Origin of the sequence: Xaviernesmea rhizosphaerae (assembly GCF_001938945.1) — a bacterium.
Taxonomy (GTDB): domain Bacteria; phylum Pseudomonadota; class Alphaproteobacteria; order Rhizobiales; family Rhizobiaceae; genus Xaviernesmea; species Xaviernesmea rhizosphaerae.
The window spans coordinates 109,423-132,329 of the sequence record NZ_MKIO01000040.1 but is presented as its reverse complement, the minus strand read 5'-3'; the positions used below and the strand labels follow the sequence as shown (position 1 = coordinate 132,329).

The 22,907-nt window shown below is 61.8% G+C and carries 21 protein-coding genes and 1 tRNA gene; 15 read left to right on the top strand and 7 right to left on the bottom strand.

Translation table 11 applies throughout. The annotated features are described in order from the left end of the window. Positions 1-27 precede the first annotated feature (27 nt). The 7 genes from BJF92_RS20020 to BJF92_RS19985 all read left to right on the top strand — a co-directional run bounded on the left by BJF92_RS20020 (position 28) and on the right by BJF92_RS19985 (position 7,097). Positions 28-1,146, top strand: a complete 1,119-nt coding sequence (locus BJF92_RS20020) for an ABC transporter ATP-binding protein (RefSeq protein WP_037093919.1) — start codon at positions 28-30, stop codon at positions 1,144-1,146. After that, the gene (locus BJF92_RS20015) at positions 1,143-2,024 is read left to right on the top strand and encodes a carbohydrate ABC transporter permease (protein ID WP_075636520.1); all 882 of its coding nucleotides are present in this window, start codon (positions 1,143-1,145) and stop codon (positions 2,022-2,024) included. The genes BJF92_RS20020 and BJF92_RS20015 overlap by 4 nt, the downstream gene beginning before the upstream one ends. Next, the gene (locus BJF92_RS20010) at positions 2,021-2,851 is read left to right on the top strand and encodes a carbohydrate ABC transporter permease (RefSeq protein ID WP_037093916.1); all 831 of its coding nucleotides are present in this window, start codon (positions 2,021-2,023) and stop codon (positions 2,849-2,851) included. The genes BJF92_RS20015 and BJF92_RS20010 overlap by 4 nt, the downstream gene beginning before the upstream one ends. A gap of 37 nt (positions 2,852-2,888) precedes the next feature. Further along, on the top strand, positions 2,889-4,142 hold the full coding sequence (locus BJF92_RS20005; RefSeq protein ID WP_037093913.1) for an ABC transporter substrate-binding protein: 1,254 nt from the start codon (positions 2,889-2,891) through the stop codon (positions 4,140-4,142). A 61-nt stretch (positions 4,143-4,203) separates the two neighbouring features. Further along, positions 4,204-5,040, top strand: a complete 837-nt coding sequence (locus BJF92_RS20000) for a phosphodiesterase (protein ID WP_037093910.1) — start codon at positions 4,204-4,206, stop codon at positions 5,038-5,040. Positions 5,041-5,123: 83 nt separating this feature from the next. Continuing rightward, the gene (locus BJF92_RS19995) at positions 5,124-5,810 is read left to right on the top strand and encodes an HAD-IIA family hydrolase (RefSeq protein WP_037093935.1); all 687 of its coding nucleotides are present in this window, start codon (positions 5,124-5,126) and stop codon (positions 5,808-5,810) included. A gap of 762 nt (positions 5,811-6,572) precedes the next feature. Further along, entirely contained in the window at positions 6,573-7,097 is a 525-nt protein-coding gene (locus BJF92_RS19985; protein ID WP_075636518.1) for a hypothetical protein, read from the top strand. 141 nt (positions 7,098-7,238) lie between these two features. Here the strand turns inward: BJF92_RS19985 and BJF92_RS19980 are convergent, their stop codons facing one another. Then, positions 7,239-7,562 carry a hypothetical protein gene (locus tag BJF92_RS19980; protein WP_125270242.1) on the bottom strand — a complete coding sequence of 108 codons (324 nt, stop codon included), beginning with the start codon at positions 7,560-7,562 and terminating at the stop codon, positions 7,239-7,241. A 600-nt stretch (positions 7,563-8,162) separates the two neighbouring features. On the opposite strand from BJF92_RS19980, the gene BJF92_RS19975 reads away from it, so the two are divergent. Together BJF92_RS19975 and BJF92_RS19970 are read left to right on the top strand one after the other, a co-directional pair. Continuing rightward, on the top strand, positions 8,163-8,357 hold the full coding sequence (locus BJF92_RS19975) for a hypothetical protein (RefSeq protein WP_075636516.1): 195 nt from the start codon (positions 8,163-8,165) through the stop codon (positions 8,355-8,357). Positions 8,358-8,496: 139 nt separating this feature from the next. Beyond that, positions 8,497-9,285, top strand: a complete 789-nt coding sequence (locus tag BJF92_RS19970; protein ID WP_245294841.1) for a GIY-YIG nuclease family protein — start codon at positions 8,497-8,499, stop codon at positions 9,283-9,285. An 18-nt stretch (positions 9,286-9,303) separates the two neighbouring features. Here the strand turns inward: BJF92_RS19970 and BJF92_RS19965 are convergent, their stop codons facing one another. The 3 genes from BJF92_RS19965 to BJF92_RS19955 form a co-directional block, all read right to left on the bottom strand. After that, positions 9,304-10,170 (bottom strand): hypothetical protein, encoded by an 867-nt coding sequence (locus BJF92_RS19965; protein WP_075636514.1) that lies wholly within the window; start codon positions 10,168-10,170, stop codon positions 9,304-9,306. Further along, entirely contained in the window at positions 10,167-11,354 is a 1,188-nt protein-coding gene (locus BJF92_RS19960; RefSeq protein WP_245294840.1) for a DNA cytosine methyltransferase, read from the bottom strand. Before BJF92_RS19960 ends, BJF92_RS19965 begins: the two co-directional genes overlap by 4 nt. Positions 11,355-11,419: 65 nt before the next feature. Continuing rightward, a complete protein-coding gene (locus BJF92_RS19955; RefSeq protein ID WP_342585806.1) occupies positions 11,420-11,875 on the bottom strand; it encodes a very short patch repair endonuclease in 456 nt (151 codons plus the stop codon). Positions 11,876-12,124: 249 nt separating this feature from the next. On the opposite strand from BJF92_RS19955, the gene BJF92_RS19950 reads away from it, so the two are divergent. Further along, positions 12,125-12,886 carry a hypothetical protein gene (locus tag BJF92_RS19950; protein ID WP_075636511.1) on the top strand — a complete coding sequence of 254 codons (762 nt, stop codon included), beginning with the start codon at positions 12,125-12,127 and terminating at the stop codon, positions 12,884-12,886. Between the two features lie 147 nt (positions 12,887-13,033). On the opposite strand, the gene BJF92_RS19945 is transcribed toward BJF92_RS19950, so the two are convergent. Further along, positions 13,034-13,109 (bottom strand) — tRNA-Thr (locus tag BJF92_RS19945). 256 nt (positions 13,110-13,365) lie between these two features. Then, entirely contained in the window at positions 13,366-14,343 is a 978-nt protein-coding gene (locus tag BJF92_RS19940; RefSeq protein ID WP_075636510.1) for an NAD(P)H-dependent flavin oxidoreductase, read from the bottom strand. A 228-nt stretch (positions 14,344-14,571) separates the two neighbouring features. On the opposite strand from BJF92_RS19940, the gene BJF92_RS26485 reads away from it, so the two are divergent. Further along, complete coding sequence (locus BJF92_RS26485; RefSeq protein WP_245294839.1) at positions 14,572-15,924, top strand: biotin transporter BioY; 1,353 nt, start codon at positions 14,572-14,574, stop codon at positions 15,922-15,924. Positions 15,925-16,006: 82 nt separating this feature from the next. On the opposite strand, the gene ppk2 is transcribed toward BJF92_RS26485, so the two are convergent. Further along, entirely contained in the window at positions 16,007-16,891 is an 885-nt protein-coding gene (ppk2, locus tag BJF92_RS19930; protein WP_075636509.1) for a polyphosphate kinase 2, read from the bottom strand. A 283-nt stretch (positions 16,892-17,174) separates the two neighbouring features. Here ppk2 and phoR point away from each other — a divergent pair, with 283 nt between their 5' ends. From phoR to pstA, 4 genes are all read left to right on the top strand, one after another. After that, positions 17,175-18,452, top strand: a complete 1,278-nt coding sequence (gene phoR / locus BJF92_RS19925; protein WP_075636508.1) for a phosphate regulon sensor histidine kinase PhoR — start codon at positions 17,175-17,177, stop codon at positions 18,450-18,452. Between the two features lie 199 nt (positions 18,453-18,651). Next, a complete protein-coding gene (locus tag BJF92_RS19920; RefSeq protein ID WP_075636507.1) occupies positions 18,652-19,686 on the top strand; it encodes a substrate-binding domain-containing protein in 1,035 nt (344 codons plus the stop codon). A gap of 417 nt (positions 19,687-20,103) precedes the next feature. Beyond that, a complete protein-coding gene (gene pstC, locus BJF92_RS19910) occupies positions 20,104-21,588 on the top strand; it encodes a phosphate ABC transporter permease subunit PstC (RefSeq protein WP_075636505.1) in 1,485 nt (494 codons plus the stop codon). Further along, entirely contained in the window at positions 21,585-22,904 is a 1,320-nt protein-coding gene (pstA, locus tag BJF92_RS19905) for a phosphate ABC transporter permease PstA (RefSeq protein WP_075636504.1), read from the top strand. Before pstC ends, pstA begins: the two co-directional genes overlap by 4 nt. The last annotated feature ends 3 nt before the right edge of the window (positions 22,905-22,907 follow it).

Genomic DNA, 22,907 nt, shown 5'->3' with positions numbered 1-22,907 from the left:
TGAACACATTTTTTTGGGCCTTCCTTCATGGCAAGCGTAAACATCAGATCTGTCGTTAAGACATTCGGGGAGACCCATGTTTTGAAAAGGATCGATCTGGATATTCGGGACGGCGAGTTCATTTCCTTGGTTGGCCCGTCAGGCTGCGGAAAGTCCACTCTATTGCGCATCATTTCCGGCCTCGAACAGCAGAGCGGGGGCAGCATCCTACTAGATGGTGCAACTGTCGATAGGATCCGGCCACGCGACCGCGACCTCGCCATGGTGTTCCAGTCCTATGCACTGTATCCGCACCTGACGGTGGCGGAAAACATCGCCGTACCGCTCGTCATGCGCCGCCTGAACACCACTGAGCGGTCGCTCCTCGGCACTCTTCTGCCGTCGGCGAAGGCGAAGCGCAAGGAGATCGCAGGGGAAGTGGGCAGAGTTTGCGATGCCCTATCAATCTCTATGCTAAAGGACCGCAAGCCTGCTTCACTTTCAGGCGGCCAGCGCCAGCGTGTGGCACTTGCCCGCGCCATGGTGCGTAAACCGAGCGCCTTCCTGATGGACGAGCCGCTCTCGAATCTCGATGCCAAGATGCGGGTACAGGCGAGAGGCGAGATTGCCGCGCTCCACCGCCAATTGGGTTCGACCTTTATCTATGTCACCCACGATCAAGCCGAAGCGATGACCATGTCCGATCGTATCGCAGTGATGATGGGTGGCGAAATCCTGCAGGTGGATACGCCTGACCAGATCTACCAGATGCCCCTGGATCTTCGCGTCGCGGAGTTCATAGGTAGTCCCAAAATCAACGTTCTTCAGGCGGCTCTGACTGAAGGTGACGTCCTATCCTTCACCTTCGCCGATACCGCGAACAACCGGGTGCAGGCGGCTTTTCGTCCAGAGGCGGCTCGACTAGCAGGCATAGCCAACGCACCGCTTGCCGGCGTTATCCACCACATCGAAAATCTCGGCGCCGACCTCTTCGTCCAAGTCATGACCGCTGGCGGCAACCTCGTCGTTGTGCGCTGCGATCCGGGCGGCATCCGCCCAGCCATCGGCGACAAAGTGGGGATCGTGATGGATGAAGCGCGCCTGCATGTCTTCGGCACAGACAACCGGCGAATAGAAGGCAGCTACCGACTGGAGGCTCCCCTATGAGCCTTTCCGCCAGCCAAAACCGAGCAGGCCTTGCCCTCATCGCGCCGGCGTCCATCTTGGCAATCATCTTCCTGATTGCGCCGCTCTCCTCGATTCTTGTGCTGGCCTTTACCGACTATCAGCTCGGTGATCGCTCGCTGAGATTTATCGGTTTCGAAAATTTTCAAGCGCTGATCGATGACCCGGTCTTCTGGAAGTCGTTGAGCAATACGCTGATCTACTCTGCCGTCGTCGTGCCCGGCTCGATGCTGCTAGGCCTGGTCAGTGCGCTTCTGATCGACGCAGGAACCTCGTTACGATCCTTCTATCGCACCGCCTTTTTCATGCCGGTGATGGCGAGCCTGCTTGCCATGGCCATCGTCTGGGAGTTCATGCTGCACCCGAGCTTTGGCATCGTCAACACGACGGCGAAGGCCCTGGGATTTGCCTCGCACAACTGGCTCAAGGATGGCGACATCGCACTCTACGTGCTCGCGGTCATCGGCATCTGGCAAAGCTTCGGCTTCAACATGGTGCTCTTCATGGCCGGTCTTTCTGCCATCCCGCGCGATCTATACGACGCAGCCGAGCTAGACGGCACACCGCATGCCTGGGAGCGGTTCAAGCTGATCACCTGGCCACTGCTGGCACCTGTCGCCGTTTTCGTCGCCATCACCTCCGCCATCCGCTCTTTCCAGGTCTTCGACACGGTTCATGCACTCACTCAAGGAGGGCCGAACAAGGCGACCGAAGTGCTGCTCTACACGATCTATGCCGAAGGCTTCGAGTTCTTCCGCAGCAGTCACGCGGCGGCGATCACGATTGTCTTCATCCTGCTCGTCGTCAGCGTCAGCCTGCTGCGCTTCGTATCCCTCAAGAAGAATGGAGAAGGCGCATGACGGCTCGTTCCTTTGTAAGCTCGGCGCTTCGCCACACAGCACTGCTCTTGATTGCTGCCTTTGCCCTTCTGCCCTTCGCCGTGATGGTTTCGACCTCGATCAAGCCAGCCGACGAGATCTTTTCCGAAACGTTGCGCTGGTGGCCGCAAAAACTCGCCGTCATCGAGAATTATACGGAAGCATTTTCAGCAGCCCCGCTGATGCTCTATCTCATGAACGGCGTCGTCGTTACGGCAGCGATCTTTTTCCTGCAGGTGCTCGTCACGCTGCCGGCAGCCTATGCACTGGCCAAACTGCATTTTTTCGGTCGCCGTCTAGCCTTCGGTTTCGTGCTCTTCTGCTTGCTGATCCCCTATCAGGCAATTGCTGTGCCGCTGTTCATCCTACTGTACTACGTCGGCCTGCTCGACAGCTACAGCGCGCTGGTGTTGCCCTTCACGATTTCAGTGTTCGGCATCTTCCTGATGCGGCAGTTCTTCATGGGCGTTCCGGATGATCTGGTCGATGCGGCCCGTATGGATGGCATGTCTGAATTGTCGATCGTTTGGCGGGTCATGCTGCCGGCCGCCATCCCGGCGCTCACGGCCTTCGGCGTCTTCTCGATCGTCACTCACTGGAACGATTATTTCTGGCCTCTGGTCGCCGTATCAAGCGACAAGTACTTCACGCCGCCGCTCGGCGTCATGGCCTTCCGCAATGCCGAGGCCGGAAATGACTTTGGCCCGCTGATGGCGGCCGCGACCATCATTGTTGCCCCGCTTCTTTGCCTCTTCCTGCTGGCGCAACGACGGTTCATCGAAGGCATCGCCTTCACCGGCATCAAGTAGCAGTCCTCTCACCCCCCCAACCACCGGAGACTTGTCCATGAGAACGATCCTGACCGCCGCAGCCCTGTCCCTGATGGCATCCGCAGCGATGGCCGATACTACTACGATCACCGTGCAGTACGCCTATCCGGAACTGTTCGACACGACCCAGAAGGAGATGCTGGAAGCCTTCAGCAAGAAGCATCCCGACATCAAGGTTGAGTTCCGCACGCCCTACAAGGATTATGAGGACGCCGCCCAGCGCGTGCTGCGCGAAGGCATCACCGGTAATGTACCGGACGTCACCTTCCAAGGCCTCAATCGCGTACGCGTTCTTGCTGACAAGGAAATCGCCGTTCCGCTCGATGATTTCATCGCCAACGAAACGGACTTCGACGCCGCCGGCTATCATGACGGCATGCGCCAGGCCGGCGCCGTCGACGGCAAGGTTTACGGCCTTCCCTATGCCATCTCACTGCCGATCGTCTATTACAATATGGATCTCGTGAAGAAGGCCGGTCTCGACGAAAACAGCCTTCCCAAGACTTGGAACGATATCATCGCGCTCGCCAAGAAGATCGAGGCTCAGGGCGAGGCTGACGGTATCGAAACCGAATGGGCGATCACCGGAAACTGGCTGTGGCAGGCGCTGGTGTTTGCAAATGGGGGCACGATGCTCAATGAGGACGAAACCAAGGTCGCCTTCGACGGCGAGGCCGGCAAACAAGCGATCGGCACACTGGCACGTCTCGTGATCGAGGCGCAGTCGCCGAACATGACGCCGAACGAGATGCTGGCGGCTTTCTCCGCCGGCAAAATCGGTATGATGGTAACCACAACGGCTCGCGTCAATGCCGTCACCAAGCAGATCGGCGGCAAGTTCGAACTAAAGACCGGCAACTATCCGGATCTGAAAGAAGGCGTCTCGCGTCTGCCGGCCGGCGGCAATGTCGCGATAATCACGGCCAAAGACAAGGACAAGCAGAAGGCAGCATGGGAATTCCTGAAGTTCGCGACGGGCCCCGAAGGTGGCGCAATCATGGTCAAGACCACCGGGTACATGGCGCCGAACACCAAGGCGGCCGACCTCCTGAAAGATTTCTATGCCGAGAACCCGAACCAGGCGGTTGCTCTTTCCCAGCTACCCTATCTGACCGGCTGGTACGCGTTTCCCGGCGATAACGGCCTAAAGATCACAGACGTGATCAAGGACCGGTTGCAGTCGGTCATGGACGGCAGTCGCGCCGAGGAAGCCGAGGCGGTTCTCGCCGACATGGCAGCAGACACCCAGGCTCTCCTGCCGCGTCGCTGATCTGCCAACCTCCCGCTACGTGGCCAATCGGCCACGTAGCCTCACCATCAGGAAGGTCACCATGAAGATCGTTCATGTCACTGATATCCACCTCGTGCCGCAGCCGGCAACCTTGTACGGGCTCGACCCGTGCGCGCGGTTCGATGCAGCGATTGTCAGCATCCATGCGGACCATTCCGACGCCGATCTCATGGTCATCACTGGCGATCTGGCTCACTGGGGCGAGGTTCCAGCCTATCAGGCACTTCGCCAGCGTATCGATCTCCTCAAGGTCCCTGTGGTGATGATGGTCGGCAACCATGACGACAGGGCCTCGTTGCGAACCGTGTTTCCCGAGGCGATGGATGATGGCAACGGCTTCGTCCAGAGTAGCCGCATCGAAGGCGGTCATAGGCTGGTGTTTCTCGATACCAAGCAGGAAGGCAGTCATGCGGGAGCCTATTGCCAAACACGGCTGACATGGCTTGCCGAGGAGCTCGCCCAGAGCAACGAGCCTATCCTTATGTTCATGCATCATCCGCCCATCCTGACCGGCATCTCGTCTATGGACGCGATCACGCAGCAGGATGCCGACGCCCTCTGGCAGGTGCTTCAGCCGCATTCGCATCGCATCCGCCACATCTTCCTGGGGCATGTCCATCGCCCGATTTCTGGCAACTGGCACGGCATCTCGTTTTCCCTCATTCCAGGCCTCAACCACCAGGTGCCGCTGGAACTGTCACCGCATGGCGAAGACATCCCCGGCAGCCACGAACCGCCAGCCTATTCTGTAGTCTCAATCAACGCAGACAGTGTCGTGGTGCATCTGAATTACTTCCTTGAAGAGTCGCGGCGCTTCCCGCTCGACGGCTATGAAATCAAGGGCCGCGACTACGCACTCGGTTTTCCAGCGGAGTAGGTCTGGCATGATCTTCAATTTCCACGATACCCGAACGCAGGGAGAAGCTCCTGCGCTGGGTCTCCATTGCCTGAGCGCACGGAATGGATGATTTTCTAAACGTAGACGGTGTCCTGTTCGATCTGGACGGGACGCTCATCAGCGGAGGCCAAGCCCTCCCGTGGGCGCACGATCTCATTGATGCTAGCCGAGGAAATTTCGCGATCGTCACCAATGACGCCGAGCACACTGCTTTCGAAATCGCAATTCTGATGGACCAGCTCGGATTTGCCGTGGCTGAAGAAAGAATTGTAACCGCTGGGATGGCGGCGATCCGGATGGTGGCGGAGAAAATGCCAGGGGCGCAGATTGCCATGGCGGCAAGCGAGTCACTTCAAGAGTATGCGCGAAGCCTCGGTTTAAACATATCTCGGGAACGGCCAGATGTCGTCCTGATCGGCCGCGACCGGACGTTTTCATATGATACAATCCAATCGGCAGCCAATTCCGTACTGGCCGGTGCGCAACTCGTCGTTTGTAATCCGGACCGCACTCATCCTGGCCGAGGTGGGAGCATTGTTCCCGAGACTGGAGCGCTTGTGGCAGCAATTCTGGCCTGCACTGGGCCGGTCCCTCACCAAATAGTCGGAAAGCCCGAACCCGGCATTTTCCTTGCCGGGGCCCAATTGCTCGGCACCTCTCCAAACCGTACATTGATGGTCGGAGACAACCCGGAGACTGACGGCAAGGGTGCTATGCGAGCTGGAATGACCTTCTTGAAAATCGGCTAGTTATGCCGAGGCGCACCAGTGAAGTGACGCCGCTGCCACGACGATGTCCGCTTTCAGGTAGGTGCCAAGACGGCCTCAACGACCGATTTGGAGGCGCGAAGCTGCCCTTATCCCTTCGACCCGTGATGACCGCAATGGGCCGACAGCAGACTTCATCCGTTTGTTCGTCCGAATAATTCCACGGCAAAAGCATCATCGATGCAACTCTGCCTGCTCAAGGGGAGGCTGTGCTCAAAGCTGTGTTCAAGTCGGCACCGTTCTGCGACCGCAGGATGCGATCCAGGAAGATCACCTCGTCTGTGTCGCCGACGGCGAAAAGCGGCAGAGGCCTCAAGCGGTGGCTCCGCCAGCAGCACTGGATGTCTTGGCAGGACTGTCTCCGCGTTTTCGACCTCCCGCGGGACTACTCGTCGATCTGCCCGGCTCTCTCGCGAAAGAAGTCGGAGGACGCGATCCGGAACAGGCTGGGCAGGAATCCAGAGCCTTCGGCATCGCAGCCGGAGCCTGCAACCCATCGGCTTCGACCTCAGCAAGGCTATCGCAACCGGTTTCCTCCCTTCCACTTCCAGCACAAGATCAGCGATTAGCGTAAGCCCCCAGTGAGAAATCACCGGGGCTTTGATTTTCGCAGCCCCGCATCGTCTACCTGCGATATTCGCTGGCTCGCATCCTGCACGGTCCCGAGCAGAGCTGCCGCAATGTCGTTGCTACTTGCCATGCCGACGGACATCCTTCTCGAGACAACACGGAGGGAGGACGAATATGCTGAATTTTCTGAGATCGATTTGGTGGGGGTTCTGGAACACGTTCAACGGGCTCGTATGGGGCGTTCTTCGCCTCTTCGGGCATTACCCGCCGGTGCCCCAGGCGAAGCACGACAACCTGTCGACGGAGGATGTTCAGCAGGAACTCCAGAACGCCAGAGATCGCGCCAGCATAGCAGAGCCAGACGACCTTGAGACGCGGGTGGCTCTGATCTGGGGGTACGCACATGCCGACGCCCGCGTTCGCACGGAAATCGATCTCGGAATTCTTCCCGAGCCGCAGCGGCACGCGCTGATGCTCATGTCGGACCTCGACCTGCTTCGGCTTGCCGGAGATCGATCGCTCTGTGCGAAGTGGCACCTGGGCGGCGGCAAGTTCCCACGGACAAAGAAGAAGGCCCCGGAAGCTCCGGAGCCGTCGAAGGAGGAGGTCGTGTCGCACGCGTTCATGCGTCGGCAGCAAGCTCGTCGTTGGCGGGTCGAAGACGACGAGACGCCGTCGCTGACATACGCACGCCGATAGACTGCAGAGGCCGCCTCTGGGCGGCGTTTTCGCGCTCAGGACGCATGCTCTTCTCGAACCGAAGGATCGCCTCGTCCAGGCCGGGGATCTCGTGAAGTATGTCGCTGAAGCGATCGTAGAGTTGCTTTTCCTCGTCCGTCGTCATCGTGCGACCGCGATCTTGCCGGACTTGATGCCGTCGATGAGGTCCTGGCGCTGCTGCAGGGCGTTCCGGAGATGTCGAACCTCTGCTTCGAGGGACGCAACGTGACGGACGGCGCGGACAGCGACACGTCCAAGATCGTCGGCTCTCCCGCGCGCCTCCTCCAACTCGCAGGCGTACTTGTATGCCGCCCGGCATTCGCGACGCTCGTCGGCGGCCTGGAAGCCGGCGGCGAGGGCATCGGTCATCGTCGTCGCGATGACGGTGGAGATGAGGCCGAGCTGAAGAGCGGCGACGCCTGCGGGGTTTCGGGAATCAAACATCGATACGTCTCCCTGTTGTTCGACCGACATCCGATCGGAAAAGATCCAGGGAAAAGTTACCAGAGAGCCCGAGACGCCGGCGTCAAGACGGTGGGTAAAAGGCCGGTTAAGCAGCTCTGCACTCGCTCGTCTCCTTGCACTGCCCGCAAATGTGGCTCCCCACCCATTCTGAACCAAAGTTCCTTCGGAAGCACATGCACCTGCGAATACCGGCCGTCGTGCTCCGTTCCTTCGAACGAACAGGAGGCGGTGGAGCAAGATGAAAAAGACCCTCACGCGTCATGTAAGTCTGCGGCGCACCGAATGTGCGGTCGGGTAGATGCTCGAGAATTTCCGCCGGCTGCCGGCCGTCCTTCAGCATCTTCAGGATCAGCTCGTTCTCCCCTTCTCCCACTTCAGTTTCGGCATGTCGTCCTCCGTCTTCTTTTGTTCTCGACGGGAGAATGGTGAGTCACCGGCGGACCGGAGGCAAGCGACGCCGTGTCTTCGGGATTCCATTAACCTTCGGCCACGAATCCTTCGTGATTTCGACGCCGCGAGTCGACATACAGCCGGCCGACCGGCATGGACCGGCAGCCACTCACACCATCCGAGGAAACAATGGTCTCCGTCTGGAGCGACAAACACGGTCGCTATCTCAACCTTGCGAAGCTCGAGGATGCCGTTCTCGACAGCGAGAACTACTTCGACGAATGCCGGAGGAAGCAGTCCGAGTACCTCGCCACGCTCAACGGATGGCAGCTCCGTTGGGAGAGGATCAAGATGTTCTTCGGCGCCGGCCGATATCAAGCCTAACTCCGAGCCGAACCGACCGTACCGAGCTGCAGCGTTCGCTCGTCGGTCTGCACCGGGTTATAGGGAAAGCACGATCGATCTCCTCGAAACCGAATGATAGCCTTCACCGCAACCGATGATTCTATGAGGGGAAGCGTTCGTGCCTGCAAACTCCGCAACAGGAAGCAAACCATCGAAAGCTGCAGGCGGCGTCGACATCACGGCGACGAAGAAGCCGCCGATGGAGACCGAAGAGCTACGCAAGGGCATCCGGAAGTTCTTCCGCGAAACGTTTCATGAAGACGAAGCGGGCCTCAGGCGCGCTGTCGGCGGATTCAAATGGGGCGTGTACGCGTTCTATGATTACGATGGCGAACCGATCTACGTAGGGCAGACGAAAGAGAAGCTCTCGGGCCGCGTCGGCCGCCATCTGACGAACCAGCGGACCGATGCGGTCGCTATGTCCGTTCTTGATCCATTCGAGGTAGCTGAGATCGAAGTCTGGCCGCTTCCCGAGTTCCAGGGTGTCGGCAGCAAGCACCCGAAGTACAAGGAGGCGAACGACCATCTGAACGCGTTGGAGCACATGATCTTCACGCGTCTCCGCCAGCAGAGCCGTTTCAAGGTAATCCTCAACGAAAAAGACCCGCCCGCTCCGAAGGTCGAGATCGAGGAACCGGCTTCGTTCAGAGGCACGATCCTCAATGAGCAGATCCGTGACCTGCGCGGCCATCCCGATATCAGGCTGGCGCGTCGGGCCCTTACCGTCTCCAAACTCGCTCAGGTTATTTCGGAACGGGAGCTCAAAGGACTGGGACTGAGGCGCGTCCTGCTGGCTCAGGCGAGCCGGATGCGCTGGCTGGCGGAGCAACGCTTTTTCGCTTTAGGCGGCGAGGCTGGGGTCGAAGAGGGCCACGAGGACGAAGAAACTGGGGAAACGGATGAATGATGCCGGCAACAGCGCTTCTTATGTTCTCTTGATCGGAGACGGCGCCGACTGCTTCACGACGTTGCCGTCGCGGGTGATAGTCGTCGTCCTGACTGTCTCGACCCCTTGATACTCGACGGTAAAACCCACCTGATGCAGGTGGTGATCGTTCCCGCCGAAGCATGAGTGGAATGCCTTGAGGATGCCAACCTGATCGATCGTCTGAGGCGGAGGAGAGGGATTGTTTCGCGGTGCCGGGATCGTGCCGGGAAACAGGTAGATGCACGGTGGAGGCAGTTCGTAGGGTCCAATGGTCGTGACCGGCGCTGCGCCGGCGGCGACCTTGGGGCATGGACGGCCGATTGTTCCGCACGCCCAATCCCAGATGATCAGCCCGTCGACGCGCTGGCTCCGGGATATAATTTCGGCCGAGAGCCGCGTGTGGATTCCCGACCATGCATTGTGCGGCGGCGAAGCGCCGGGGTTCGAGCACACCGACCAGATGATGAATTCCTGTACGTGGGGCGGCCTGTCGAAGATGTTGGTGTTGTTGCCGTCGAGACAGCCCTTCAGCTCGATGGCCGCCTTCCTGCCGTCCAACAACTCGACGACGTAGTCGTGCCTGTTCGCTTCGCCGGCAGATTGCCATTCGGCGATGGCGCCCTGGTCCTGCATGTGGTTCAGGACGTGTCGGACGAACTCCCTCTTCTCGGACATCGTCGCGGAGAACTGTCCTCGCACCCGCTCGACGGCACCGCGGAAGAGACCGCTGTTGTAAAACTCTTTCTCGTCCAGTCCGTGGTCCCCGAGCTTGTGGGATTCGGTCTTCAGAACTTCCGCGAACGTCTCGATCTGCCTCCGCAGATCCGCGTTCGCTATGCAAGGAATCGGCGACTCTGCCGTCATGCCACATTGATCCCGTCGGTTGATTCGACCGACGTTGCTACACCCGCGAGTGGCTCCAGCAAATGATGAGCAAGAAAGCGAACCACGGGCACGGCGACGCCGTCGCCCATGAGATGATACGCTTCGTTGTACGGTTTCGGCAGCTTGTACGAATCCGGAAGCCCCATGAGGCGGGCTGTCTCCCGCGTGGAGATCAGGCGGCTGCGCACCACGTTGCCGTCAACGACGATGATGGTCTGGCGCGACGAGCCTCCAGCAGGCGTACGAAGACAGCCGGCAACGTCATCGAAGCGCACTTCGGCGCGCACGCCCCGACCTTCGGCATCCTGACGAGTCCTCTTGTAGATGCCTCCGACCATCCGCCGTCCAGCCCGTTTGGCAGCCTCGACCTTGGCGCGGTTGATGGAAGACATCGAGTCAAGCAGCTTCGCCGTCTCGGCCTGCGTGTGCCACTCCACCGAGGCCGGATTCTCTTCGATGATGTCGGCAAACGTACTCGTTCTCATGGCGGGCATCGACAGATTCCACCACACCCAGTTCTCCATCGCTTTCGCAGGAACGCGCTCGACGGCGTTGCGGAGGCCACGCGTATGGAACGGCATCGTCGCTCCCGGCGCCACGAGAGCAGGATCGATTTCGATGTCGTCTCGGACTCCGACCACGAAGAGCCGCGGACGCGACTGGGGAACGAAAACGGCGGCATCGATGACGAGCGCGCCGTAGCGATAGCCGTGTTTCGTGAAGGTCTCGCAGATTGCGGCGAAGTCCTTACCGCCGTGCGAGGTCAGGGCGCCGTTGACGTTTTCCAGAGCGATGACGTGGGGCGCGCGGCCGTCCTCCCGGAGGTCGCGGATGATGTCCCAGAAGGGATAGAACGTTCCTGAGCGCTCGCCCTTGAGACCCGCGCCGCCACCAGCCAGCGACAGGTCCTGGCAGGGGAACGAGCCCCATACGAGGTCGGCCACGCCCGGAAGCTTGTCGATAGTGACCTTACGAATGTCGCCGACTTCGAGCTCGCCACCGAGCCCCCAGTTCAACTGGTAGGTCAGTCCCTTCTTCCGGTCGAAATCATTAGCGAAGACGCATTCCCAGCCCTTTCCGAGGCCAGCACGCGCCATCCCGGCGCCGGCGAAGAACTCGTAAAACGTTGGCTTGGACATGATCGCTCCCGATTTCTTTTTCATAGGTTATCAACAGCCGGATGAGAATAGAACCCTATTAGTTTACGATTTGTTCTCTTTCCAGAGGTTTATTCCGGTCCTCTGCCGAATACATGCTCTGTGGCTGCCGCGCTTCCAATCCTCCGCGACCGTTCACCGAGGAAAGAGCGAAGTCTCTCCTCCAGCGCAAGGCCGGCCTTCAGCTCGCATTCCCACACAGTCATCACACTCCACCCCGCTTGTACGAGGCTGGACACGTTCCGGACATCCCGTTCCCGGTTGCGGGCGACCTTCGCGAGCCAGTATTCCTGACGTGTCGCCGGGATCCTGGCGCCCCGCTTACAGTCGTGCCCATGCCAGAAGCATCCGTGGACGAAGAGTACCTTCTTGCGCCCGGAGAACACGAGGTCGGGCTTGCCCGGAAGCTGCGCGCCATGGAGCCGATATCGATAGCCCATCGAGTGCAGCAGGCGCCTGACGACGATCTCCGGGGTCGTGTCTTTCGACTTCACCTGGGACATTGTCCAGCTTCGATGCTCGTCCACGCCATTCACCGGGAAGCAAGCCTCATCAGGTAGCCGAAGTCCAGATCCATGCCCGACTGCCTCATCGCCACAAGTCCATTTGATTTCTACTCGGCCGGGAATGCGGCGTCGAGATCCACGCCCCGCATGGAAGGGTGACTGAGCGCCGAGCTTCTACGCGTAGACGTTGGGCCTGTGCGCAAAGAGGACCTATCGTCCGACTTAGAATTCTGCTGAGATCATGCGGGTTGTTGGCGCTAGTGGAAGCAAATGGAATACAGCGACGATTTCAGTGATAGCAGACATAAGGCATGGTGCATCTATTGTGGTAAGGCCATTGCCGGGTTGGATGTCAATCGCGATCACGTGCCCACCAAGTCGCTGCTTTCCAAAAACCTTCGGGACAAGGGTCGCAGGTTCGATGCTGGGGAAGACGTCCCTGATGGTTATCTCCCTCAGGTCGTAGTTTGCAAAGAATGCAATTCGGGATTTTCCTTGGATGAAACATACCTGTTGTGCGTCTTGCATGCTGTTATGGCAGGTTCCTTATATCCGAATCCAGCCACACATGCTGAGGCGGCGACCATCTTGAGAAGCAACCGGACCATAGTTCGTTCGCTGAAGCAGCATCCAGATGGGCAGTTGCAACTATTCGACAATTTGCAACCGTTCACTCTCTATCCCGATGCTCAAAGGATATCGAGAGTGGTCCTGAAGAATGCGCAAGGACACGCATATCACGAGCTGGGAGAGCCTAAACTAGACCCGCCGGCCCAGGTTTCTTTTCTGCCTGTTTCCCAAATGAGCCAAGAACAGCGCGATTCATTTGAAGAAATTGGCGGCGGATCAGACGTTTGGCCTGAGGTTGGCAGTCGCATGCTTCTCCGAGTTATCGACGGATCGTCGATGGCCGGCGGCTGGGTTGTGGTCGAAGAAGGACGGTATCGATATGCGCTCGACTGGTCGGATGGCCTCACCGTGCGCACAGTGATCTGGGAATATCTAGCGACGGAGACAATCTGGGAGGTGTAATGCAAAGCCCACTACGGCATCTTGCCGACCTTACCCCCGAACGTAAACAGCTTGTTGGAAACCAATCGGGAGACATTTCAGGAGACGTGACCTCTCTCCCGCATCCCGAACAAGCGAAAATTATGAGTTATTTCAGGGACATGTGATTGGTGCCGCTTGCAGGACTCGAACCTGCGACCCCATCATTACGAATGATGTGCTCTACCGACTGAGCTAAAGCGGCCCTCGCGAAGCAGGCGCCGTTGGGCGGCGCCAGCGCGGTGTGAGGGGGCTGATACAGGCAAAGGCGGAGGATTTCAAGCGGTCACTGTGCGGGAATGTGGAAAAAGCACAGGCGAGGTTCTGTCTGCGGGGAGCGTCTGGCTGCCCGCGAAACGGGACCGTTAGGATCTCCGGTCGCGTTGCCGGTGCGGCATGCCGCGGCAAGGACTGTCGCGGCCGCAGGCAGGGCTGTTGCGGCCGCGCGCCGATGCCGCGCTTCAGGCGGCGCCGGTGCAGCAGAGCCGGGCGCGCGCCTCGCCATATTCCTGGGCGAGCCGGCCGACGAGATCGGCGACGGGACGAATGTCCTTGATCGCGCCGATGCCCTGTCCGCAGCCCCAGATGTCCTTCCAGGCCTTCGCGCCTTGGCCGCCTTCGGTGCGGTCCAGATCCAGGCTTGCGAGGCCGGGCGGTGGGAGATGGTCGGGATCGAGGCCGGCCTGGACGATCGACGGACGCAGATAATTGCCGGGAATGCCGGTGAAGGTGGCGGAATAGAGAATGTCAGCCGCGTTGCTCTCGACGATCATCGCCTTGTAGGCCTCGCTGGCGCGCGCCTCCGGCGTGGCGATGAAGGGCGAGCCGATATAGGCCATGTCCGCCCCCATCGCCTGGGCCGCGAGAATGGCGCCGCCGGTGGCGATGGCGCCCGAGAGCAGGAGAGGGCCATCGAACCAGGCGCGGATCTCCTGGATCAGCGCGAAGGGCGAGAGCGTGCCGGCATGGCCGCCGGCGCCGGCCGCCACTGCAATGAGGCCGTCGGCGCCCTTGGCAATGGCCGAGCGGGCGTGGCGGTCGTTGATGACGTCATGCAGCACGATGCCGCCATAGGAATGCACCGCGGCGTTCACCTCCGGCACCGCGCCGAGCGAGGAGATCACCACCGGCACCTTGTATTTGACGCAGAGCGCGAGATCCTGCTCCAGCCGCGTGTTCGACTTGTGCACGATCTGGTTGACGGCAAAGGGCGCGGCCGGGCGCTGCGGATGTTCCCGGTCATGGGCTGACAGCGTCGAGGTGATCTCATCGAGCCATTCGTCCAGCTGCGACTGCGGCCGGGCGTTCAGCGCCGGAAAGGCGCCGATCACCCCGGCCTTGCACTGGGCGATCGTCAGTGCCGGATGGGAGATGATGAAAAGCGGCGCGGCAAGGACAGGCACGGTCAGGCGCTCGGTAAGCACAGCGGGCAGCGGCATCGCGGATCTCCAGGGCAATGAGAAATTGACGTTTGCGTAAACGTAAGATAACCGCCCCACCCTTGGCTTGGCAAGATGCCGCCGGCACGCGCCCAAGGCTTGCGGATCGGCCCGCCAGCTTGTACCGAGACACACAGGCACAGCTTGCTTGATGGCGCGGGGTCGCGGGTGGCGCTGTCGCCCTTGCCGCATGGGCCGGAATACGATGGCATTGGAAGGACGGATGGCGTGAGCGGACTGGAGACGGCAATACGGGAGGCGCTTGCGCGCTCGGATCGTCGCAGCCCGGAAATCCGCGCGCGGATCTACCAGTCTGCACGCAATGCTCTGGAGGCGGGTCTGCGCAAGCAGAACGTCACCGATGCCAAGGTGGTGGAGCAGCAGCGCCATCGCCTGGAGGTCGCCATTCACGCGATCGAGCGCGAGGAGCGCGCCAGTGCGCCGCAGGCTCCTGCAGGGTCCAAGCCGGCCGCACCTGCGCGCACGCCGCCGAGCGCCGCCGATCTTCCTTTTTCTGCCTCTGCCCCACCGGCACACCCGTCCGCACCGCGGGCGGCCGCGCCCCGCCAGGGCATGGCCCCGCCTTCGGCGCCGATGCCGGAGGATCCTCTGGCCGGCCTCAGGGCCGAGCGCGGTCTCTCCGCCGGCCGCTCTAGCGATGGCGATGCCGGGCGGCTGGACATGATGCCCGATGTCGACCAGCGCCGGCGCGAAGCGGAAGACGACGGCCTTGAGATCGCATCCGCCATTCCGCCCGTGCGCGCTGCACGTCCTGCACCACGGCGCGGCGCCGAGCCGCAGGAGCCGAGCTTCGACGCACTGGACGACGACCTCGCTTTGTCGGATGAGGACCGCGCCATGGCCGAGCGCCTGCTCGCGCCTGAGCCGGCACCCGTCGGCCCCGCCAGCCGCCGCATCGACAAGCCCGGCCGCCGTCGGCGCAGCCGCTTCTTCTCCTTCCTTCTGGTTCTCGTCACGCTTGTCGGCACCTTCGGTCTGGCCGGCTGGTGGGCGATCAATGGCGGTTTGATGAAGGCGGCGCGGGAGGGCGTGATCGGACAGATTTCCGTGCGCGGCGATGATTACGATCCCTCCAAGGGCCTGCGGCAGCTCAACAGCAAGTCGGGCTTCTCGGCCGACTGGAAGATCCTGTTCGCCCCGGACCAGGCGGCGCATGGCGTCACCACCGGTCCGCGCGCCGTGGCCGCCGCCGTAAGCGACGAGGGCGGGCAGCGGCTGCGCATTACCTCCTCCTCGCCGGAGGACGATGGCGCCGTTGTGGTGACCATTCCCGTCGAGATCATGCGCGATCTCGCCGGCAAATCGGCGACCATCGCCGTCACCGTCCAGGCCGATCGCGGCTCCAGCACGCAATTCTCCGTGGAATGCGATTTCGGCGCATTGGGCAATTGCGGGCGCCATCGCTTCACCATCAATGACGAGCGCAGCGATCTCCTGTTCAAGACCGTGTTCTCCGCCCGCGCCCCGACCGGCCCCGGCCGCTTCCTGATCAACAGCGACGTGACCGGCAGCGGCCTCAGCCTCAATCTCTACGGTGTGCGGGTTCTCGCCGATCCATAAGCGGTTTCGCGGCCTGTCTGCTCCCGCAGGGGTGTCGTGCCTGCCGCCGCGGGATCATGCCGAAGCGCCAGGCCGTGCGGCATCACTTGTCCTTGAGGAAATCCAGGGCGTCGAGAATGATCTTGTCATCGGTCTTGCCGATGGCCGCCTTGTCCTTGCCCTCGTAATCCAGCGCCTTCAGCATGTGGCGGATCAGCTCCAGCCGGCCTCGGCGTTTGTCATTGGCACGGATTACCGTCCAGGGCGCCTCTTTGCTGTGGGTCTTCTTCAGCATGCGGTCGCGCTTCTCGCTATAGTCCTGCCACTTGTTGAGCGCGGCAATGTCCATTGGCGAGAGCTTCCAGACTTTCAGCGGGTCATGGCGCCGGTCGTGAAAGCGCTTGAGCTGCATCTCCTGGCCGATGTCGAGATAGAATTTGAACAGCACGATGCCTTCATCCGCCAGCATCGCTTCCAGCCGGGGCGCCTGAACCAGAAAATCCTCGTATTCGGCCGGCGTGCAGAAGCCCATGACGGGCTCGACACCGGCGCGGTTGTACCAGGAGCGGTCATAGAGCACGAACTCGCCGGCACTGGGGAAGGTGGCGACATAACGCTGGAAATACCATTGTCCGCGTTCGGTCTCACTCGGCTTGGACAAGGCGACGATGCGGGCGGAGCGCGGGTTCATGAAGGCGCGCGTGGCCTGGATCGCGCCGCCCTTGCCGGCGGCGTCCCGGCCCTCGAACAGCGCGATCACCCGCCGGCCCGTCGCCTGCATCCAGAACTGGACCTTGACGAGCTCGATCTGCAGCGCCTTCAGCTCGGCCTCGTAGCGGTCGCCATCGAGCTTTCGATCATAGGGGTAGTCGCCCGATGTCAGCGCCTGTTCCTCGATCCATGCCGGAAGGACGGGATCGTCGATGTCGAACCGGCGCGGCGTCTTGCCGACGAGAAGATCGACGGGCTTGATTTCGGACAGTGACATGCGGCGGTCATCTCCTGTTGGCGGCTGCGGCTGGAAATCTGCCCTAGCAGGTAAGGCATGGCCGTCGCCTGGCAAGAGCAGTCAGGAGCAGGCGCTGTTGGCCGCGCGCCGGTCGCGAAAATGACGTGAGGATCGTCGATGAGCCATTGAACAACAGGGGCCGTGACCGTCATGTCATGAAAGCCGGCTATGGACAGGCGGCGAGGCGTGATGGCGAAGCGGACCAAAGCCCGCGACAGGCGCGAGGCGGTCGCCGGAGGTGGCCGGCCGGAAGGGGTAAAGTGTGACAAAGGATCCGACAAGCGCCTCGACTGGGCTGGTGGCGCGGCTTTATGCCGACCGCTGGACGCTGATTCTCTCGCTCGCCCTGGCGGGGCTGCTCGGCGCGGGCGGCGCGCCGCTGGCGCTGGTCGGCGGCTTCTGGGTCGCCTTTCTCCTGTTCGTCTGTCTGGGCGGGCCACGCTCCTCCCTGCCCGAGGAGCCGGAAAATTTCCTGGCCGATTCGCTTGCCGATGCGCCGGCCGCGCCCCCCTCAGCCGTGGTCCAGTTCGATCCGCTGGCCGCCGCCTTCGATGCGCTGGATATGCCGGTGCTGGTGATCTCGCGGGAGCAGCTGGTGGTGTTTCAGAATCAGGCGGCCGAAATGATCTTCGGCGTCATCCCGCCGCAGACCGATCTTGCCGCAAGGCTGCGCTCGCCCGCCATTCTCGACCTCGTGCGCGAGACCATCGCGACCGGCCGGCCGAACCAGATCGAATATGCCGAGCGCCTGCCGGCCGAGACCGTCTACACGCTGCGCGCCGCCCCTGTGATGGCCGGCCTGGCGGACCAGCCGCCGCTCTTCGTCCTGTCCTTCCGCGATGTCTCGCAGGCGCGGCGCATCGAGCGCATGCGCACCGACTTCATCGCCAATGCAAGCCATGAGCTGCGCACGCCGCTCGCCTCGTTGCGCGGCTTCATCGAGACGCTTCTCGGTCCGGCACGCAACGACCCGCAGGCCCACGCCCGCTTTCTCGGCATCATGCTGGAGCAGACCAACCGAATGAGCCGGCTGATCGACGACCTCCTGTCGCTGTCGCGGCTGGAGCTCAAAGCCCATATCGCGCCCAATCAGCTGGTGGACCTCGTGCCCCTGCTCGGCCATGTGCGCGATGCGCTGCTGCCGCTGGCCGGCGAGCTCGACGTGACGGTGGAGTTGATCCTGCCGGAGGGGCCGGTGACGGTGCGCGGCGACGGCGACGAATTGATCCAGGTGTTCCAGAACCTGATCGAGAACGGCTGCAAATACGGGCAGGACGGCAAGCGCGTCGAGGTGCGGCTAACCGGCGGCGAGGGGAAGCCGGTCGAGGTCTTTGTGCGCGACTGGGGGCCGGGCATGGCGGCCGAGCATGTGCCGCGCATCACCGAGCGCTTCTACCGTGTCAATGTCGAGGCCAGCCGGTCGAAGAAGGGCACCGGCCTGGGCCTTGCCATCGTCAAGCATATCCTCACGCGCCACCGCGCCCGGCTGATCATCCAGTCCGAGCTGGGACAGGGCACGACGTTCATCGTTCGATTTTGACAGCTGTACCACAGGGGATTCATACTGTTTTTGAAAACACAATTTTTTCAGTCATTTGGGCTGTCATAAAACTTTTATCAAACTGACATAAAAGCTGGCGTCATCGGGGTCTAGTTAACGGACGGCCGATGATTGCGGCGACCGCAAGCGTCCTTGAAGGGATGCTTCAACCAAAAGCCCTTACGGGAGATTTGACCTTATGACGTCTTTCAAGCTCACCCTTGCGACCCTCGTCGCTTCCGTTGCCTTCGTCGGCGCGGCTGCCGCGCGCGACCAGATCCAGGTTGCTGGTTCCTCGACGGTTCTTCCCTATGCCAAGATCGTTGCCGAAACCTTCGGCGAGACCTTCCCGAACTTCAAGACCCCGGTCGTTGAATCCGGCGGCACGGGCGCTGGCCTGAAGGAATTCTGCAAGGGCGTCGGCGCCGACACGATCGACATCGCCAACGCTTCGCGCAAGATCAAGGACAGCGAGCTGGAAACCTGCAAGAAGGCCGGCGTAACCGAAGTCGAAGAAGTCAAGATCGGCTATGACGGCATCGTCTTCGCTACCGACGCCAGCAATCCGGACCTCAAGCTGACGCCGAAGGACCTGTACCTCGGTCTGGCCGCTGAAGTCGTCAAGGACGGCAAGCTGGTTGCCAACCCTTACAAGAAGTGGTCGGAAATCAACCCGTCGCTGCCCGACGCCACGATCGCTGCCTATATCCCGGGCGAAAAGCACGGCACGCGCGAAGTCTTTGAAGAGAAGGTCCTGCATGCCGGCTGCGCCGACTCGGGCGCCGAGAAGGTGATCAAGGAAACCGTCAAGGACGAGAAGGATCAGGCGCGCAAGTGCATCGCGGTCCGTAAGGACGGCATGGCTGTCGACATCGACGGCGATTACAGCGAAACGCTCGCCCGCATCGCCGCCAACAAGTCCGGCATCGGCGTGTTCGGCCTGTCCTTCTATGAAAACAACGCCGACAAGCTGAAGGTCGCCACCGTCAGCGGCGTCGTTCCGTCGACCGAAACGGTTGCTTCCGGCAAGTATCCGGTTTCCCGCCCGCTGTTCTTCTACGTCAAGAAGGCTCACATCGGCGTCATCCCCGGCCTGAAGGAATATGTTGAGTTCTTCCTCGACGACCAGATGATCGGCCCCGACAGCCCGCTGGCTGCCTACGGCCTGGTTGCTGCTCCGGAAAGCGAGCGCGAATCCATGCGCAAGGCTTTCGAATCCGGCAAGACCCTCTAAGACGTCCGTCTTGAAGGCCCGCCTTGCGCGTGCCATGGATCAGGGCATCGGGGACAGTCCCCGGTGCCCGTCTTTCAATACAGCCCTGCACTTCATGGCCGCTGCAGCTCAAGAGGGGGTGTGCGGGCTTGGTCGCGGGCAAGGCCGGGGCCTCGGCGCCGGCGATATGATGGGGCTCGCCCTGTTGCGCATGCGCCTTGCCTGCCGGTTTCGACACGGCGGGGATGATGCAGCGTTGGCCTCTAAAGGCTTGCGCACGAAGCGCGACGGATAGCGACCCGGCATGGTGGCATGCCTCTCCGCGGGGCGGGGCACTGCGCCGAAATCAAGAAGATGGCGCCCGCAGCGGACGGATCCGTTGCGGGAATACGGACAGCAGCCTTCGATAACCGAACGGCGCGGGGGACCGCTTTCAAGATGAGCGCATCATTTCTCTTTCTTCTGGTTCTTTTGATAGGCTTTGGCGCCTATCTCATGGCGCGCGCACGCGCCATCGCGGCATCCCAGGGCCGCTCAGCCTCGCTTCACTCCCTTCCGGGCTATCACGGCGCCTATGTGGCGATCTGGACGATCCTGCCGGCCACGCTGGTGCTGATCGTCTGGAGCCTGGTCGGGCCGCAGATGATTGACCGCGAAGCCCGCCTTTCGCTGCCGACAGAGGTTCTGCAGCAGGGCGCTGCCCCGGTCGAGCTGGCCATGGGTCAGGTCCGGGCCGTGGCGCGGGGGCTGCCACTGCTCACCGACACCGAGCGCGCGGCGCTCGAGGCCGGCACGCTCGACGTGCGCGCGACGCTCGCGACAAAGGGCGTTGCGCTTGCCGGCGATACCCAGCCCTATATGATCAAGTCCGCGCAGAAGCTGAACGCCCTGTCGGGCACCAGCACCATCGCCATGACGGCCGTGGTCCTGGCCCTTTCGGTGGCCGGCGCTCTCTGGTCGCTGCGCTCGATCAGCCAGCGCTTCCGCGCTCGCAACCGGGTGGAGCGGGTGATCCTCGCCGCTCTGGTGGTGGCCTCGTCGATCGCCATCCTGACCACGGTCGGCATTGTCGGCTCGATGCTGTCGGAAGCGCTGCGCTTCTTCCAGTCGGTCTCGCCGACCAGCTTCTTCTTTGGAACCGTCTGGGATCCGCGCTTCGCCGCCGCCGGTTCGACCGGCAGCTCCGGCCAGTTCGGTCTCCTGCCGCTGCTGGCGGGCACGCTCTACATCGCCTTCGTGGCCATGCTGTTCGCCGTGCCGGTCGGACTGTTTGCCGCCATCTACATGTCGGAATATGCCAGCCGGCCGGTGCGCTCGATCGCCAAGCCGCTCCTGGAAATCCTCGCCGGCATCCCGACCATCGTCTACGGCTTCTTCGCGCTGGTGACGGTCGGTCCCTTCCTGCGCGACATATCGGCCGAGCTCAACGGCCTGGTGACCGGCAATTACACCAACTTCATTCAGGCGCAGAGCGTTCTGACGGCCGGGATCGTCATGGGCATCATGCTCATCCCCTTCGTCTCCTCGCTGTCCGACGACATCATCACCCAGGTGCCGCGCTCGCTGCGTGACGGCTCGCTCGGGCTCGGCGCCACGCGCTCCGAAACCATCAAGCGCGTCGTGCTGCCCGCGGCACTGCCGGGCATCGTCGGCGCGCTGCTGCTCACCGCCTCGCGCGCCGTGGGTGAAACCATGATCGTCGTGCTCGCCGCCGGTGTGGCCGCCCGCATGCAGCTCAACCCGTTCGAGCCGATGACGACCGTGACCGTCAAGATCGTCAACCAGCTGACGGGCGACCTGGAATTCACCTCGCCGCAGACGCTGGTGGCCTTCGCGCTGGGCATCACGCTCTTCACCATCACGCTCTGCCTCAACATCTACGCGCTCTACATCGTGCGCAAATACCGGGAACAGTACGAATGAGCGACGTTACCTCATCCGCTTTCCAGGCGCGCGGTGCAGCGCGCCCCCGCCGCGACATTGGCATCCGCAAACGCTATGCCGCAGAACGTCGCTTCCGGGCCTATGGCGTGACGGCGATCCTGGTCGGCGTCTTCTTCCTGGCCGTTCTCTTGTGGACCGTGATCTCCAACGGCTACACCGCATTCCAGCAGACGGTGATCACCCTGCCGATCACCTTTGCCGAAAGCGTGATCGACCCCAAGAACGAGCGCGCGCAGAACCCGGCCAAGCTGATGGCGGCCAATTATCCGCTGCTGGTGCGCGACGCCCTGATCAAGGAACTGGGCATCGACCCCAACGACCGCACCAAGGTCAAGCTCGCCACCGACATGGTCTCGGCCAGCTCCCGCACCCAGCTGCGTGACATCGTGGTCGCCAATCCGAGCGTCATCGGCACGACCATGTCGGTTGCGCTTCTGGCGGAAGGCAATATCGACTCGGCCAACAAGGGCCAGATCGACCTGACCGCCGACGAGGCAAACCGCAAGGTGAAGAACCAGCAGCTCGCCTGGATGGACCAGCTGCGCCAGAAGGGTGACCTGACCAAGGAGTTCAACACCGGTCTCTTCACCTATGGCGCATCGAGCCGCCCCGAAGCCGCCGGCATCGGCGTCGCTGCGCTCGGCTCCTTCTACATGATGCTGATCGTTCTGGTGCTGGCCCTGCCGATCGGTGTCGCCGCCTCGATCTACCTCGAGGAATTCGCGCCGAAGAACAAGTTCACCGACCTGATCGAGGTGAACATCAACAATCTCGCCGCCGTGCCCTCGATCGTCTATGGTCTGCTGGGCCTGGCCATCTTCATCAACTTCGCCGGCCTGCCGCGCTCGGCCTCGCTGGTCGGCGGCCTGGTGCTGACGCTGATGACGCTTCCCACGATCATCATCGCTACCCGTGCGGCCCTCAAGGCGGTGCCGCCCTCGATCCGTTCCGCCGCGCTGGGCCTCGGCGCGTCGAAGATGCAGACGATCTTCCACCACGTTCTGCCGCTGGCCATGCCCGGCATTCTGACCGGCACGATCATCGGCCTGGCCCATGCCCTGGGCGAGACCGCGCCGCTGCTGCTGATCGGCATGGTGGCTTTCGTGGTCGACTATCCGGGCTCGCCGCTCGAGCCCTCCACCGCGCTTCCGGTGCAGATCTACATGTGGGCCAACGAGGCGGAGCGCGCCTTCGTTGAACGCACCTCGGGCGCGATCATGGTGCTCCTGGCGTTCCTGATCGTGATGAACCTCGGCGCGATCCTGTTGCGCCGGCGCTTCGAGCGTCGCTGGTAGAAA

Bases quoted from the DNA above. Each gene is read 5' to 3' on its own strand.
- BJF92_RS20020 (WP_037093919.1), top strand. From the start codon at position 28: ATGGCAAGCGTAAACATCAGATCTGTCGTTAAGACATTCGGGGAGACC.
- BJF92_RS20015 (WP_075636520.1), top strand. From the start codon at position 1,143: ATGAGCCTTTCCGCCAGCCAAAACCGAGCAGGCCTTGCCCTCATCGCG.
- BJF92_RS20010 (WP_037093916.1), top strand. From the start codon at position 2,021: ATGACGGCTCGTTCCTTTGTAAGCTCGGCGCTTCGCCACACAGCACTG.
- BJF92_RS20005 (WP_037093913.1), top strand. From the start codon at position 2,889: ATGAGAACGATCCTGACCGCCGCAGCCCTGTCCCTGATGGCATCCGCA.
- BJF92_RS20000 (WP_037093910.1), top strand. From the start codon at position 4,204: ATGAAGATCGTTCATGTCACTGATATCCACCTCGTGCCGCAGCCGGCA.
- BJF92_RS19995 (WP_037093935.1), top strand. From the start codon at position 5,124: ATGGATGATTTTCTAAACGTAGACGGTGTCCTGTTCGATCTGGACGGG.
- BJF92_RS19985 (WP_075636518.1), top strand. From the start codon at position 6,573: ATGCTGAATTTTCTGAGATCGATTTGGTGGGGGTTCTGGAACACGTTC.
- BJF92_RS19980 (WP_125270242.1), bottom strand. From the start codon at position 7,562: ATGTTTGATTCCCGAAACCCCGCAGGCGTCGCCGCTCTTCAGCTCGGC.
- BJF92_RS19975 (WP_075636516.1), top strand. From the start codon at position 8,163: ATGGTCTCCGTCTGGAGCGACAAACACGGTCGCTATCTCAACCTTGCG.
- BJF92_RS19965 (WP_075636514.1), bottom strand. From the start codon at position 10,170: ATGACGGCAGAGTCGCCGATTCCTTGCATAGCGAACGCGGATCTGCGG.
- BJF92_RS19960 (WP_245294840.1), bottom strand. From the start codon at position 11,354: ATGAAAAAGAAATCGGGAGCGATCATGTCCAAGCCAACGTTTTACGAG.
- BJF92_RS19950 (WP_075636511.1), top strand. From the start codon at position 12,125: ATGGAATACAGCGACGATTTCAGTGATAGCAGACATAAGGCATGGTGC.
- BJF92_RS19940 (WP_075636510.1), bottom strand. From the start codon at position 14,343: ATGCCGCTGCCCGCTGTGCTTACCGAGCGCCTGACCGTGCCTGTCCTT.
- ppk2 (WP_075636509.1), bottom strand. From the start codon at position 16,891: ATGTCACTGTCCGAAATCAAGCCCGTCGATCTTCTCGTCGGCAAGACG.
- BJF92_RS19920 (WP_075636507.1), top strand. From the start codon at position 18,652: ATGACGTCTTTCAAGCTCACCCTTGCGACCCTCGTCGCTTCCGTTGCC.
- pstC (WP_075636505.1), top strand. From the start codon at position 20,104: ATGAGCGCATCATTTCTCTTTCTTCTGGTTCTTTTGATAGGCTTTGGC.
- pstA (WP_075636504.1), top strand. From the start codon at position 21,585: ATGAGCGACGTTACCTCATCCGCTTTCCAGGCGCGCGGTGCAGCGCGC.